Here is a 14,385-nt window from a genome sequence, read left to right as displayed (position 1 = left end):
CCGTCGCCAGTGAACATCCCAGAACGAGAGGCGGCAGGTTGATCGCGGTCAGGGAACTCCATGAGGTGGCGGAGTTCGAGCGGCTCCTCGCCCTGTACGAGGAGATCTGGCACTTCGAACCGGGCGACCCGCCCATCACGATCGAGCTGCTGCGCGCGCTGTCGCACGCCGGCAACTACGTGGCGGGGGCGTACGACGGGGAGCGGCTCGTCGGCGGCTCGGCCGCCTTCTTCGCCGCGGACGGCGCGCTGCACTCCCACATCACCGGCAGCGCCGCAGGCCGCGGCGTCGGCCTGGAGCTGAAGCTGCACCAGCGCCGCTGGGCGCTGGAGCGCGGCGTGCCGCGCATCACGTGGACCTACGACCCCCTCGTGCGCCGCAACGCCCACTTCAACCTCGCCAAACTGGGTGCGCGCCCGCAGGAGTACCTGCCGTGCTTCTACGGCGTCATGAACGACGCGATCAACCACGGCGACGAGAGCGACCGCCTGCTCGCCTCCTGGCAGCTGACCGCGCCCCACGTGGAGGCGCTCGTCCGCGGGGAGCCGCACGACGTCCCGAGACCCCCGGACGCGGCGGTCGCGCTGGCCGACGAGGACGGGCGTCCCGTGACCCGCCCGGCCGACGCCGCGACGGTGCTGGTCGCGCTGCCCGCCGACATCGAGGCGTTGCGCCGCGCCGACCCGGGCATGGCCAAGGCGTGGCGGCACGCCGTACGCGACGTGCTGGGCGGCCTGATGGCCGACGGCGCGGCCGTGACGGGGTTCTGCGAGAAGTCCTTCTACGTAGTGGAGAGATAGTGAAGATCACCGGAGTTGAGCTGCGGCGGATCGCGATGCCGCTGGTGGCGCCGTTCCGCACCTCGTTCGGCACCGAGACCACCCGCGACATCCTGCTGGTGCGCGTGGTGACGCCGGACGGCGAAGGATGGGGCGAGTGCGTGGCGATGTCCGAGCCGCTGTACTCCTCCGAGTACGCCGACGGCGCCGCCGACGTGATCCGGCGTTTCCTGCTGCCCGCGCTGCCGCGGACGCTCCACGCCAACGACGTGGCCGGCGCGCTGGAGCCGATCAAGGGGCACCGCATGGCCAAGGCCGCCCTGGAGACGGCGGTGCTGGACGCGCAGCTGCGGGCGGCGGGCGAGTCGTTCGGCCGGTTCCTGGGCGCGGCCCGCGACCGGGTGCCGTGCGGCGTCTCCGTCGGCATCATGGACTCGATCCCGCAGCTGCTCGACGCCGTGGCGGGCTACCTCGACGAGGGTTACGTCCGGATCAAGCTGAAGATCCAGCCGGGCTGGGACGTCGAGCCGGTGCGGGCGGTACGCGAGCGCTTCGGCGACGACCTGCTGCTGCAGGTGGACGCGAACGCGGCGTACACGCTGGTCGACGCCCGGCAGCTGGCCAGGCTGGACGACTTCGACCTGCTGCTGATCGAGCAGCCGCTGGCCAACGACGACTTCGTCCAGCACGCCAAGCTGGCCAAGCAGCTCAAGACGCCCATCTGCCTGGACGAGTCGATCGAGTCGGCCGAGCACGCCGCGGCGGCGATCGCGCTCGGCTCCTGCTCGATCGTCAACATCAAGCCGGGCCGGCTGGGCGGCTACCTGGAGGCGCGGCGGGTGCACGACCTGTGCCGGGCCAACGGGATCGCCGTGTGGTGCGGCGGCATGCTGGAGACCGGCCTCGGCCGGGCCGCGAACGTCGCCCTGGCGGCGCTGCCGGGCTTCACCCTGCCGGGCGACACCTCCGGCTCGCGCCGCTACTTCGCCACCGACATCACGGCGCCGTTCGAGCTGGAGGACGGCCACCTGCGGGTGCCGACCGGCCCGGGCCTCGGCGTCGAGCCGCTCCCTGAGGTGCTCGACGAGGTCACCACCTCGACGGAGTGGATCACCCTCTGAGCCGCGGCACCGCCGCCAGCAGCGCGCGCGTGTAGTCGTGCGCGGGCTCGCCGACGACCTGCTCGGCGGGCCCGTGCTCGACCACGCGCCCCCGGTGCATGACCGCGATCGTGTCGGCGACGTACCGGACGACGGCCAGGTTGTGCGAGATGAACAACATCGACAGGCCGAGCTCGTCGCGCAGCTCCCGCATCAGGTTGAGCACCGCTCCCTGCACCGACACGTCCAGCGACCCGGTGATCTCGTCGGCGACCAGCAGCGCGGGCTCGCCGCCGAGCGCGCGGGCGATGGCCACCCGCTGGCGCTGCCCGCCCGACAGCTCGCGCGGGTAACGTCCGGCCAGCTCGGCGGGCAGCTGGACGAGGCCGAGCAGGCGCGGCACCTCGGTGGCGCGGCGCCGCTTGACGATCCCCTCCCCCACCGTCTCGCCGACCGTCATGCGCGGGTCGAGCGACGCGTACGGGTCCTGGAACACCATCTGCACGCGCGGCGCGCCCGTGATCCTCCCGGTGTACGGGACGAGCCCGCTCACGGCCCTGGCCAGTGACGACTTGCCCGATCCCGACTCGCCCACGAGGCCGAGGACGTGGCCGTCGGGGATGTCGAGGGTGACGTCGTCGACTGCGGTGAAACCGCCGTAGCGGACGCTCAGCCCTTCGATCCTCACGACGTGACCTCCCAGCAGGCGACCCGCCGGTGCGGGCCGTGGACGACGAGTTCTGGACGTTCGGTACGGCAGCGTTCGGTGGCCAGCGCGCAGCGGGCGGCGAACGCGCAGCCGACGCCGACCTGGGCCGGGGCGGGCTGGGTGCCCGGGATGCCGGCCAGCGGGCGGCTCCGGTCGGTGTCGAGGTCCGGCAGGGACGCGATGAGCGCCCGCGTATAGGGGTGGGCGGCGCCGGCGGCCAGCCGGTCGGCGGGCAGCTCCTCGACGACGCGGCCGGCGTACATGACGACGACGCGGTCGCACAGCTCGCCGACGACGGCGATGTCGTGCGAGATGAACAGCAGGGCGGCGCCGGTCTCCTCGACGACCTCGCGCAGCAGCTTCAGGATCTGCCGCTGCACGGTCACGTCGAGGGCGGTGGTGGGCTCGTCGGCGATGATCAGGCGAGGCTCGCCCATGAGGCCCATCGCGATGACCGCGCGCTGCCGCATGCCGCCGGACAGCTCGTGCGGGTGCTGGCCGGCCTGCTTGGCGGGGTCGGGCAGGTGGACGTGGCCGAGCCGGTCGACGGCGCGGCGGCGGGCGTCCGCCCGGCTCATGCCCTGGTGCACGACGGCCACCTCGGAGAGCTGGCCGCCGACCCGCAGGGCGGGGTTGAGCGAGGCCATCGGGTCCTGGAAGACCATGGCGAGCGCGGTGCCGAGCTCCTTGCCGGACATGCCGGCGATGTCGGCGCCGCCGAGGCGCAGCCGCCCGTACGTGACGGTGCCCGGGTAGGGGACGAGGCCGCCGATGGCGGCGGCGGTCAGGCTCTTGCCGCTGCCTGACTCGCCGACCAGGCCGACGATCTCGCCGGGGGCCATGGTCAGCGACAGGCCGCGTACCGGGGTGGAGTCGCCGGGGAAGGAGACGGTCAGGTCGCGCACCTCGAGGACGGCGTCCGGGTCGGGCTCGCCCTCGGCCCGCGGCGGTTCGGTGCGGGCGCTCTCCTGCCGTCCGGCCGAGGAGCGGGCGGCGGCCCTGGCCAGGGTGTCGCCGAGCAGGTTGAAGCCGATGCCGGCCAGCGCGACGAGCGCCGCCGGGCCGAGCGCCACCTCGGGATGGACGTAGATGCGCGCGAACCCGTCGAAGAGCAGGCGTCCCCAGTCGAAGTCCGGGGGCTGCACGCCGAGGCCCAGGAACGACATGCCGGCCAGGCCGAGCAGCGCGCCGCCGAGCGACTGGGCGAGGGTGAGGATGAGGGGTTCTGCGATGTTGGGCAGGATGTGCCGGGCCAGGATGCGGCGGCGCGGCACGCCCAGCATGCGGGCGGCGGCCACGTAGTCGGCGCCGGCGACGGAGGCGGCCAGCGTCTGGGTGAGCCGCGCGAAGCCGGGCGCGATGGCCACGCCGATGCCGAGCACCGCGCCGCGGGCGCCGAGCCCGGCGATCACGGCCGTGAACATGGCCAGCAGCAGGCCGGGAAAGGCCACCAGCGCGTTGACCAGGCCGGTGACCAGCCGGGCGCCGCGCCGGGGCAGCACCGACGGCAGGGCGCCGAGCACGGTGCCGAGCACGGCACCGATGAGCGTGGCGGCCAGCGCCAGGGCCAGCGAGTAGCGGCCCGCCACCAGGACGCGGGCCAGCAGGTCGCGGCCCAGGTTGTCGGTGCCGAGCGGGTGCTCGGCGGAGGTCCCCTGGAGGATGGCGCCGGCGTCGATGCGCTCGGCTGCCTCGCCCCAGATCAGCGGCCCGGCGATGGCCAGCACCACCATGAACGCGACCAGCACGCCGCCGATCAGCGCGGACGGGCTCCGCCACACGACGCCCCTGGACGCCGCCTTCCGCGCCTGCCCGCCCTCGTCCGGGACCGCTTCCGACTGGCCGGTGGGCCGGGCGTTGTCGTCGACCCGCATCAGGCCGCGACCTCCTTGATCTCCGAGGTGGGGTCGAGCGCGCCGAGCACCAGGTCCACGACGAGGTTCACGACCAGCACGATGGCGCCGTAGACGAGGATCACGCCCTGCGCGACCGGATAGTCCTTCTGCGTGATCGACTCGACGATCTTCTGACCGAGACCGGGCCAGGCGAAGACGTACTCCACCAGGACGCTGCCGGCGATCAGCGAGGTCAGCAGCAGGCCGCCCATGGTCAGGGTGGCCGTGAGCGTGTTGGGCAGCACGTGGCGCAGGTGCAGGCGGAGCGCGGGCAGGCGTTTGGCGCGGGCCAGCCGGACGTAGTCGGTGCCCAGCTCGCGCAGCGTCTCCACCCGGGTGATGCGGGCGATCATCGCGATCGACCCGATCGACAGGGCCAGCACGGGCAGCACGTACGTGAGGGGCCCGTCCTTGCCCGCGGGCGGGAACCAGCCGAGCCCGACGGCCAGGACTGCCACCAGCGCGATCGAGTACAGGAACTCCGGCACCGCGACGGCCGCGCCGGTGACCGTGCCGAAGGTGACCTCGGTGCCGCGGTTGCGGCCGTTCTCGGTGCGGACGGCCGCCCACATGCCGAGCGGCACGGCCACGATCAGCGCCATGGCGGTGGCGAGCAGCGCCAGGGTGAGGGTGTTCGGCAGGCGGGCCGCGATGACCTCGCTGACCGGCTCGCCGGTGAGGAACGACGTGCCGAAGTCGCCGGTCAGCACGCCGCCGACGTACGTGACGAACTGCTCGGGCAGCGGCCGGTCGAGCCCGAGCGCGGCGGTGCGCTGCTGGACCAGCTCGATCGGCGCGGCCGGGCCGAGCGAGGCGCGGACCGGGTCGCCCGGGATCAGGTGGATCATCGCGAATGACGCCGTGAGCAGCACGGCCAGCGACACGGCGAACCGCACGATCCGGCGCACGGCCATGCGCAGCGCTCTGCGCACGGCCGTGCGGTCAGCCGTCCTGGCCGGCCGCGCCGCTGGGGCCCCTGCCGGGATCTCGGGCGGGGTCTCGGGCGGGCGCGCGTCCGTCCGTGGGTCGGTCACTCAACCTCCTTGCGTGAGGCGGATCGAGGTGGGGACCAGCGAGCCCGCCGAAACGCGGAACGTGGCGCCCTTGCCCGCCACGAGCACCGTGGTGTCCACGACGGGCACCAGGTCGGCGGTCTCGAACAGGGCCGACTCCGACTCCAGCCACTTCGGGCAGCCCTCGGCGGACGGCAGCTTGCTCGCCTCGGCCACGAGCTGCTCGTAGCGCTTGTTGGCCAGGTGGGCGAAGTTGGCGCCTTCGGGGGCGGCCGGGCCGGACAGGAAGCCCACCAGCTGGCTCGGTAGGGTGACGCCGATCGGCAGCCAGACGACGTCCCAGTCCTGGGTGGAGTTGAGCGACTCCGACAGCTTGGTGTCGATGACGCCGTTGAGCTTCACCTCGACGCCGAGCTTCTTCCAGGCGTCGGCCATGTACTCGGCGGCGGCCTGGTAGCCCGGGCCGCGGGTGGTGGCGTACATGTAGCGCAGGCTCAGCCGCTTGCCGTCCTTCGTCCTGACGCCGTCGGCGCCGGGCTTCCAGCCGGCCGCGTCGAGTGCGGCGGCCGCGGCGGCGGCGTCGAAGGCGGGAACGTGGCCGCTGACCGTGTCGCCCTGGCAGGGGCGGGGGTCCATGACCAGGCCGGTGGCCGGCTGGCCGGTGCCGCCGGAGGCGATGCCGGCCAGCTCCTTCACGTTGAGCGCCTGGGTGAGGGCCTTGCGGACCTCGGGGTCCTTGGTGGGCCGGTCGTCACCCTGGTGGTAGAAGAACTGGCCGTTGCCGGCGGAGACCAGCTGCTTGTTCACGCCGGGTGCGGACTCGATGCGGGAGCGGTCGGCGCCGATGAAGTTGGCGCCGTTGATCGTGCCGGCGATGAGCATGTTGGCGGCGGTCTGCTCGTTCGGCACGACCTTCATCACCAGCGTCTCGGGCAGCTCCTTGGCGGTGGCGCCGGCCGGGCCCCAGGCATAGTCGCGCCGGGCCTTGAACGTGTAGTGGTCGCCGGGCACGGCCTCGGTGAGCTGGTACGGCCCGCTGCCGGAGGTCGCCCGGGCGATCGAGGCGCGGTCCTTCGCCCCCTTGCCGCAGACGATGAATATCGACCGCGCGCTCTCCAGGATGAAGCTGAACGGCCCCGGCATGGACAGCGTCACGGTGCCGGCGGCGTCGTCGGCCTCCGCCTTCATGCCGGCGGGCACCATCACCCCGTAGATGGGCGACTTGGAGGCGGGGTCGGCGATGTGGTTGACGTTGTCGGCCACGTTGGTGGGGGTCACCGGGGAGTCGTCGGAGCAGGTGACGCCCTTGCGCAGCGTGAAGGTGACCGAGTCGGGCTTGACGTCCCACTTCTCGGCCAGCGCCGGGACGATCTTGCCGTCCGCGCCGACGGCCACGAGCGTGTCGTACGCCACGGAGAGGACGTTGTTGGTGACCGACAGCACGCCCTGGGCGGGGTCGAGGACGCCGGGGTCGGCGGGGATGGCGTAGGTGAAGGTGCCCGCGGTGACCGGTCCGCCCTGCTGCTCGGCGGCGCCCGTCGTGCCTCCGCACGCGGCCGTCAACAGAGCGAGGCCGGCGAGGGCCGCGACTGCGGGTTTTGTCATGGGGGACTCCAGACGAGCGTCGGGGGGTGGGCACAACCTTCCTGCCTGCGCAGATCCGGTTCTATGTGCCCGTACACGAAAAAAGCGGGTCTGTGTGGTGCTATCGGCCGAAGATCCGCATCTGCAGCATCACGGTGAGCCGGGCGTCGGGGTCGGACAGGTCGAGCCCGCTGATCTCGACCAGGCGCTTGAGCCGGTAGCGGAAGGTGTTGGCGTGCACGTGGACCCGCGCGCTGGCCACGTTGACGTCGCCGAACGCGTCGAGGTACGCCCGCAGGGTGGCGGCCAGCTCGGTGCCGTGCTCGGCATCGTGCTCCAGCAGCCGCTGGTACGGCCCGGTCGGGGCCTGCTCCTCGGCTGCGGCCACGTCGGCGACCTGGAGCAGCAGCGACTCGAAGTGCACGTCGGTGTAGCCGGCCGCCTGGCCGGTGGTGCCGCGGGCGCGCAGCACGCGCAGCGCCCGGTCGGCGTCGGCCCGGGATCTGGCCACCTGCGAGAGGTTGGCTGCCAGGCGGCCCACGCCGATGTTGGCGGCGTGCCGGGGCCCGACCCTGGCCAGGAAGCTCTCGGCCACGCGCACCGCCCGCGCCTCCTCGTCGCCCACCGAGTGCAGCGGCAGCACGGCGTAGGCGATGGAGCCGACGGACGCGGCGGCGGCCTTCGGGTGGATGGCGGCGACGTGCAGCGCGAGCGCGTCGCAGAAGCGCTGCCGGTCGCTCTCGCCGCGCGCGGGGTCGGCGGCGGCGGCGTCGGTGAGCTGGGCGGCCAGCACGCAGAGGCGGGTGGTGGCGATGCCGAGCCGTCCGGCGGCCTCGGGCGCGTCGGCGCCGCCGGCCAGCACGGTGGACAGCAGGTCGGCGCGCAGGCGCCGCTGGGTGTCGGCCCCGGCGCGCTCGCGCAGCAACTGCAGCGCGACGATCTTGGCGGCGTCGGCGAGGGCGCGCCGGCGCTGCTCGCTGAGCGGCTCGCGCACGGCCACCCAGATCGAGCCGAGGATCTCGTCGCCGCTGCGCACGGCCACGGCCGTGCGGTTGATCACGCCGTCCTCACTGAGCTCCATGTAGACGGGCTCGCGGCTCTGGTAGAGCTCCTTGAAGAAGCCGCGCTCGTCGAGCATCCGCAGGTAGCGCTCGGGCACCTGACGGCCGAGCACGGTCTCGACGCGGCCCTGGTCGGCCTCGTCCTGCCGGCCGGAGAAGGCCAGCACGCGCGACGACCTGTCCTCGATCGTGACGGGCGCGTCGAGCAGCGCGCAGACGGCGTTGGCCAGCGAGAACAGGTCGCCCTGCGGGCCCTGCCCCGGCTCGGCCAGGTCGCCCTCGGCCAGCAGCGAGCGCAGCAGCGCGGCGACCTGCGCCCAGGAGGCGGCCCGGGTGAGGGCGAGCACGGCCACGCCGGTCTCCAGGACGGTGGCGCGGACCTCCTCCTCCACGTCGACGGGCAGCTTCACGACGACGCCGGCGGCTCGGGGGGCGCGCCGGATCAGGGAGCAGATCTCCGCGGCCCCGCGTACGCCGACCGCCAGCACGATCCCGCCCGGCGGCACGATGAGCTCGTCGAGCGGGTCGAAGATGTGCACGCCGGTGACCTCGGTGTCGAGGTCACCGGGAGAGGCCGCCACGTCGAGGACGGTGGTGCCGAGATCCTGCAGAATCCGTCCCAGGCTGGCGCGGGGGCGGCTCCTCATCCGCTCACCATAGTCCACGAAAACGGACATCAGCGCAGCTGCTCCACGGCCAGGCGGGCGGCGCGGCCGATGACGGCGTCGGCGTGCGGCAGGCGCTCCCTGATGACCTCGCTGCGCACGAAGACGGCGACGGCGTAGCGCCTGCCGTCGGGGTACTCCGCGACGCCCGACTCGTTGCGCACGCCCCACAGGCTGCCGGTCTTGCCCGACACCTTGACCTCGTCGGGGAAGCCGGCGCTCAGCCGGTGCGGCCAGATCTGCTCGCCCATGAGCCCGCGCACCTCGGCGCACGCCTCGGGCGGGCCGGCCTCGTCGCGCCAGACGAGGCTGAGCAGCGCGGTGATCTCGCGCGGGGTTCCCGCGGTGGTGCGGGCGGGGTCGCGCACGGCCATGGCGCGCAGTCGTTCCTGGCCGGCGGCGTCCCAGTCGTCGCCGATGTCCTGCCTGACCTGGTCGAACAGCTCGGCGCAGCCGCCGATGAGCCGGGTGCGGCGCAGGCCGAGCGCGGCGAGCGTGCCGTTGACCCGGTCGAGCCCGACGCGGCGCAGCAGCACGTCGGTCGCGGCGTTGTCGGACATGGTGATCATGAAGTGCGCCAGGTCGCGCAGCGTGAGCGACACGTCGTCGTGGCAGCCGGAGGTGCCGATGCCGCCGTCCTTGTCGGCGGTGGTGACGGTGAGCCGCTCGGTGCGGCTGATCTCACCGGCCGCGGCCTGCCGGGCGTACTCCAGCGCGACCGCGATCTTGAAGACGGAGGCGAGCACCACGGGCTCGTCGGGGTCCAGCCCCGTCTCGGCGTCGCCGTCCACCTCGCGGGCGTGCAGGAAGCCCCGCACGCCCGCGTCGGCGAAGACCCCGGCCAGGTCAGGCACGCGCCACCGCTCGGCCGTTGTGCAGGTAGGTGGCCCGCCCGTCCCGCAGCACGAACGTGATCGAGTCGTAGCGGCCGTCCTCCGGCTCGGCGGAGATGAACGACTCGCCGTCGAAGTGCACATACCTCCTGGTCGTACGGGTGGCGCCCATGCTCTCCATGAGCGGGCCGGGCAGGAGTGTGACGTCGAGACCGTTCTCGGCGGCGGCGACCTCGTAGCCGTACTGCGGCCCGCGGTAGCCGCCCTCGTAAGGGGCGCCGTCGACGGCGGCCGGCTCCCGCGGCGGCACGCGCGGACTCGGCACCGTCAGGCCGGTCGCCTCCTCGATGACCGGCATCGCCACGTCGGCGACCAGCCCGGCGAAGGAGCCGCCGTTGCCGGTCATGGCGATGACGAAGTCCGAGCCGGGCACGATCCGCCAGAACGTGCTCTGCCCCGGCGTGTTGCCGTCGTGGCCGAACGCGCCCCAGCCGAACAGCTCCACCCCGAGACCCCACTTCTCGGCCAGCGGGGCGCCGCCGCCGGGCACGTCGATCTGGGGCGTGAGCATCGCGGCCACCGACTCCTGCGACAGCACCCGGGTGCCGTCGGGCGCGACGCCGCCCGCGGCCAGGGTGCGGCCGAACGCGACCAGCTCACGCAGCGCCAGGCTCATGGTGGCGCCGGCCGGGGCGTTGGAGCGGGGCATCAGCCACTCGGAGTAGACGGCGTTGTCCGGCCCGACGTGCCCGACCGCGGCGCGGAAGTACACCGCCTCCTCACCGAGGAGCGCGGCGTGCGTGACGCCCAGCGGGCCGAACAGGTGCCCGCGCATGGCCTGCTCCCAGCTGACGCCGCGCAGCCGGGCCACCAGCGCGCCGAGCACGCAGTAGCCGGCGTTGCAGTAGGAGAAGATCTCGCCGGGCTCGTGCACGCGACCGGCGCCGCGCAGGTACTCCAGGTACTTGTCCAGGCAGTCGTCGCCGCGGCCGGTGTCCTCGAACAGGTCGCCGTCGAAGCCGGCGCTGTGCATGAGCAGCTGCCGTACGGTGACGGCGCCGTGCGCGAAGTCCGGCAGGTACTCCCCCACGGGGCTGTCCAGCTCCACCAGGCCCTCGTCGGCCAGCTGCATGACCAGCGCCGCGGTCCACACCTTGGTGGTGGAGCCGACCTGGAACACGCTGTCGGTCGTCGCCGCCACGCCGGTGTTCCTGTTGACCACGCCCGCCGCGGCCTCGTACAGCCGGCCGTCGCGCCACACCGCGACCGACGCGCCGGGCACGCCGTGCTCCTCTATCGCCTTCTGGAGGCGGTCCTGCAGGTCCATGTCCATCTCCTCAGCCGACCTTGGGGGTGGCGCGGGCGCCCATGTGGATGTACGGGGTGCCGTCGGCCAGCTCGAAGAAGACGGCCGTCATCCAGTCGCGGGTGCCGGGCGCCTGGAAGGCGAAGAGGTTCTCGTCGATGGGGACGAAGACGGACTCCTCGGGCTTGTGCAGGCCGGCGAGCTCGCCGGTGGACTCCATGCGCAGCGTGCCCTTGCCGTCCTCGACGGCGATCGTGATCCGGGCGCCGGCCCGCTCGTACACGCCCGCGTACGGTTCGAGGTCCACCTCGGGCGGCGTGTCCGACGGGACCGGGGACGGCGGCACGGTGAGGCCGTCCAGCTCGGCGAACAACTCCGTGGCCACGGCCCGGGTGAACGCGCCGCTCTGGCCGCCGTTGGCGGTCACGCAGACGACGGTGCCGGTGCCGGGGACGACCCAGAGCATGGCGTGCTGGCCGATGGTGTTGCCGCCGTGGGAGATGACCTTGTGGCCGCTCCACTCGTCGAGGATCCAGCCGATGCCCCACTGCTTGCCCAGCGTGTACGGGTTCGGGATGTCGACCTGCGCCTCCCACATCGCGCTCGGGTCCTCCAGCAGTCCGCCCTCGAGGTGGGCGCGGCCGAAGGCGACCACGTCGGCGGGGCGGGCGCAGATGAGCCCGGCCGGGCCCATCGACCGCATGAGGCCCCACTGGGGGACTGGCTTGCCGTCGTCGTGGCCGATCGCGGAGCGGAAGCGCAACACGTCCTCGGGCAGCGTCCAGGTGTGGGTGAGGCCGAGCGGCTCGCAGATGCCCTCACGCAGGACGTCGTCCCAGCGCTTGCCCTCCAGCACCTCCAGCACCCGGCCGGCGACGACGAACCCGGCGTTGCAGTAGGACTGGGTGACGCCGAGCGGGTGGTTCAGCGCCACGTCCGCCAGGGCCGCCACGTACTTCTCCACGCAGTCGTCACCGCGGCCCGTGTCGATGAACACGTCGCCGTTGATGCCGCTGGTGTGGCAGAGCAGCTGCCTGATGGTGACGGCCTTGGTGACCTCGGGGTCGACCAGCTTGAACTCGGGCAGCACCTCGGCGACCGGGGTGTCCAGCGTCAGCCGGCCCTTCTCGACCTGCTGCATGATCAGCGTGGCGGTCCACACCTTGCTGACCGAGCCGATCTGGTAGAGGGCGTCGGTGGTGGCGTCCACGCCGGCGGTGGTGTTGAGGCTGCCGGCCGCGAACTCGTGCAGCTCGCCTCCGTGCCAGTACGCCAGCGCCGAGCCGGGAACCTCGTACTCGGCGATCAGCTCGGCGAGCCGATGACCCATTGCTCCAGCCACGCGATGATCCTTTCGTTGTAGTCGTGCCTGTGCGAGGGGCGCCCGCTCAGGATGAACAGATGGCTCGCGCCGGGGTAGCGCACCAGCCTGACGGGGACCCGCCGCTCGCGCAGGGCGGCGAACCACTGCTCGGCCTGGCCGACGGGGCAGCGGTCGTCGTTCTCGCCGTGCAGGACGAGGGTCGGCGCGGTGACGCCGGCGACGTGGGTGATGGGCGACTGGGCGGCCAGGTCCCCGGCGTACTCGTGGCTCTTCATCAGGTGGCCGAGGTCGGAGGTGCCGCTCAGGCTGGACAGGTCGCTGACGAGGCCGCCCGGGATCGCGGCCTTGAACCGGCCGGTCGTGGCCGACAGCCAGCAGGTCATGTAGCCGCCGTAGCTGTAGCCGGTGACGGCCAGCCGGTCGGGGTCGGCGACGCCCTCGGCGACCAGGGCGTCGATGGGGGCGAGCAGGTCCTGGGCGTCGGCCAGGCCCCAGGCGCCGATCGAGGCGGTGTAGAACGCCTCGCCGTACCCGTCGCTGGCGCGGGGGTTGACGGTGAGCACGGTCCAGCCTTGGGCGGCGAGGACCTGGTGGTAGAGGTGGACGCCGTCGAAGACGGGCGACCAGGCGTTGTGCGGGCCGCCGTGCACGTCGAGGAGCAGCGGGCCGGGCGTCCGCGCGGACTCGTCGCGCAGGACGAACGCCTCGACCTGGGTGCCGTCGGGGGCGGTGAAGGTGCGGCGGCGGGCCGTGAACAGGTCTACGCCTTCGACGGCGTAGGTGGTGAGTCTGGATATATCCGGCGCTGACGCGCCAGATATATCCGACATTTCGCCCGACGCGACTTTTTTCGGGCCGGAGGTTGGTGCGGCGCTCGACTCCGCGCCCGACTCCGCGCTCGACTCCGCGCCCGACTCCGCGCCCGGGTCCTGGCCGGTGGCGGTGCTCGGGCCGGCGCCGGCACCAGGGCCGAAGGTGGCGAGGTAGACGTCGCCGGCGCTCTCCTGGGTGGCGGCCACGTACGCGACCGCTCCGGCCGCCGTACTGATGCCCGAGATGTTGACCTCGCCGGGGACGAGGCGCTCGCCGGGCGCGCGGTAGAGGTGGGTCGAGCCGCCGTCGCGGGCGCAGAAGATCAGATCCTCGCCGAGCAACGCCGGGGGGCCGCCGGGGTAGCCGGGGGCGCCGGTCATGACGTTCCGGTCGAGGCCCGTCTCCACCTCGGCCGCTCCCCCGGGCCCGAGCGCGAACAGGCGCGCGTGCCCCACGGGGGTGCCCTTGCGCCCGGCGGCGATCAGCCGGTCGCCGATCCACCAGACGCCGCCGCACAGCAGCTCCGGCTCGCTCAGCTGGTCGGGGACGGCGCCTTTGGCCGCGTCCACGGCGTATGCGGTCCCGCCGAGGTCCAGGTCGCGGTCGGGGTGCATGGAGGCGACGAAGGCCAGCCTGAGCCCGTCGGGAGACCACGTCGGCTCGCTCGCGTGGAAGTCGCCCTCGGTGACCTGGATCGTCTCGCCGCCGTCCACGTCCGTGACGAAAAGGTGCCTGGTCACGCCGCGCAGCAGCCCCGCCCCGTCGGCCTTGTGATCGAGCCGGTCGGCCACGACGGGAGCGTGCGGCGAGGCGGCGGCGCCGTCCGGGCCGGGGCCTACGGGGGCGGCGAAGGCGACGCGTGCGCCGTCCGGCGACCACACGGGCACGCCCGCGCCGAGCGCGGCCGAGGTGATCGCGACGGCCTCGCCGCCGTCCATCGGCAGCAGGTGGATCTGCGGCCGGCCGTCCACCGGGCGCAGGAACGCCAGTGTCCGCCCGTCGGGCGACCAGCGCGCGGCGCTGCCGGCGGCGAGCTTGCGCGGCTCGGCGCCGGGTGCGGCCAGCCAGATCTCGGTACGGTTCTCGTCGGCGTCGCGGTCGGCCGTCGTCAGCGTGTACGCCACGGCCTTTCCGTCGGGACGGATCCGCGGGTCTGAGGGGATGGCGATGCGGTAGAGGTCATCGAGGACGAGAGGCGGCATGAACGAACCGTAGAGCCCCGCGGTCCGGGCATCTTCGGTGCTTCCCACAAAGGGCGCCGCCCAGGTTGTGCCCGAGTCCAACGGCGCGCGCGAAGTTTCCG

The 14,385-nt window shown here is 73.3% G+C and carries 11 protein-coding genes; 2 read left to right on the top strand and 9 right to left on the bottom strand.

Features of this window, described 5'->3' with window-relative positions:
* Positions 1 to 38: 38 nt before the first annotated feature.
* Together E1286_RS09660 and menC are read left to right on the top strand one after the other, a co-directional pair.
* Positions 39 to 800 carry a GNAT family N-acetyltransferase gene (locus tag E1286_RS09660; RefSeq protein ID WP_132610840.1) on the top strand — a complete coding sequence of 254 codons (762 nt, stop codon included), beginning with the start codon at positions 39 to 41 and terminating at the stop codon, positions 798 to 800.
* Positions 800 to 1,900, top strand: coding sequence for an o-succinylbenzoate synthase (menC, locus tag E1286_RS09655; protein WP_187368144.1), 1,101 nt, complete (start codon positions 800 to 802; stop codon positions 1,898 to 1,900). Before E1286_RS09660 ends, menC begins: the two co-directional genes overlap by 1 nt.
* Here menC and E1286_RS09650 read toward each other — a convergent pair.
* From E1286_RS09650 to E1286_RS48810, 9 genes are all read right to left on the bottom strand, one after another.
* Positions 1,890 to 2,567 carry an ABC transporter ATP-binding protein gene (locus E1286_RS09650; RefSeq protein ID WP_132610838.1) on the bottom strand — a complete coding sequence of 226 codons (678 nt, stop codon included), beginning with the start codon at positions 2,565 to 2,567 and terminating at the stop codon, positions 1,890 to 1,892. The genes menC and E1286_RS09650 overlap by 11 nt on opposite strands.
* Entirely contained in the window at positions 2,564 to 4,462 is a 1,899-nt protein-coding gene (locus E1286_RS09645; protein WP_132610836.1) for a dipeptide/oligopeptide/nickel ABC transporter permease/ATP-binding protein, read from the bottom strand. The genes E1286_RS09650 and E1286_RS09645 overlap by 4 nt, the downstream gene beginning before the upstream one ends.
* On the bottom strand, positions 4,462 to 5,517 hold the full coding sequence (locus tag E1286_RS09640) for an ABC transporter permease (protein WP_246074639.1): 1,056 nt from the start codon (positions 5,515 to 5,517) through the stop codon (positions 4,462 to 4,464). The genes E1286_RS09645 and E1286_RS09640 overlap by 1 nt, the downstream gene beginning before the upstream one ends.
* On the bottom strand, positions 5,518 to 7,101 hold the full coding sequence (locus E1286_RS09635; protein WP_132610834.1) for an ABC transporter substrate-binding protein: 1,584 nt from the start codon (positions 7,099 to 7,101) through the stop codon (positions 5,518 to 5,520).
* A 100-nt stretch (positions 7,102 to 7,201) separates the two neighbouring features.
* A complete protein-coding gene (locus E1286_RS09630; RefSeq protein ID WP_165969665.1) occupies positions 7,202 to 8,788 on the bottom strand; it encodes a PucR family transcriptional regulator in 1,587 nt (528 codons plus the stop codon).
* A 29-nt stretch (positions 8,789 to 8,817) separates the two neighbouring features.
* Positions 8,818 to 9,660 carry a serine hydrolase gene (locus E1286_RS09625; protein ID WP_132610830.1) on the bottom strand — a complete coding sequence of 281 codons (843 nt, stop codon included), beginning with the start codon at positions 9,658 to 9,660 and terminating at the stop codon, positions 8,818 to 8,820.
* Positions 9,653 to 10,966 carry a serine hydrolase domain-containing protein gene (locus tag E1286_RS09620; RefSeq protein ID WP_246074637.1) on the bottom strand — a complete coding sequence of 438 codons (1,314 nt, stop codon included), beginning with the start codon at positions 10,964 to 10,966 and terminating at the stop codon, positions 9,653 to 9,655. The genes E1286_RS09625 and E1286_RS09620 overlap by 8 nt, the downstream gene beginning before the upstream one ends.
* 10 nt (positions 10,967 to 10,976) lie before the next feature.
* A complete protein-coding gene (locus E1286_RS48815; RefSeq protein WP_246074635.1) occupies positions 10,977 to 12,287 on the bottom strand; it encodes a serine hydrolase domain-containing protein in 1,311 nt (436 codons plus the stop codon).
* Positions 12,251 to 14,284: a S9 family peptidase gene (locus E1286_RS48810; RefSeq protein ID WP_132610826.1), complete on the bottom strand. Its 2,034-nt coding sequence runs from the start codon at positions 14,282 to 14,284 to the stop codon at positions 12,251 to 12,253. Before E1286_RS48810 ends, E1286_RS48815 begins: the two co-directional genes overlap by 37 nt.
* Positions 14,285 to 14,385 lie beyond the last annotated feature (101 nt).

It is taken from the genome of Nonomuraea terrae (assembly GCF_004348995.1).
In the GTDB taxonomy this organism is placed as follows: Bacteria; Actinomycetota; Actinomycetes; order Streptosporangiales; family Streptosporangiaceae; genus Nonomuraea; species Nonomuraea terrae.
This window is presented reverse-complemented; position numbering and strand designations above follow the sequence as displayed.

Bases quoted from the DNA above. Each gene is read 5' to 3' on its own strand.
- E1286_RS09635 (WP_132610834.1), bottom strand. From the start codon at position 7,101: ATGACAAAACCCGCAGTCGCGGCCCTCGCCGGCCTCGCTCTGTTGACG.
- E1286_RS48810 (WP_132610826.1), bottom strand. From the start codon at position 14,284: ATGCCGCCTCTCGTCCTCGATGACCTCTACCGCATCGCCATCCCCTCA.
- E1286_RS09645 (WP_132610836.1), bottom strand. From the start codon at position 4,462: ATGCGGGTCGACGACAACGCCCGGCCCACCGGCCAGTCGGAAGCGGTC.
- E1286_RS09620 (WP_246074637.1), bottom strand. From the start codon at position 10,966: ATGGACCTGCAGGACCGCCTCCAGAAGGCGATAGAGGAGCACGGCGTG.
- E1286_RS09630 (WP_165969665.1), bottom strand. From the start codon at position 8,788: ATGAGGAGCCGCCCCCGCGCCAGCCTGGGACGGATTCTGCAGGATCTC.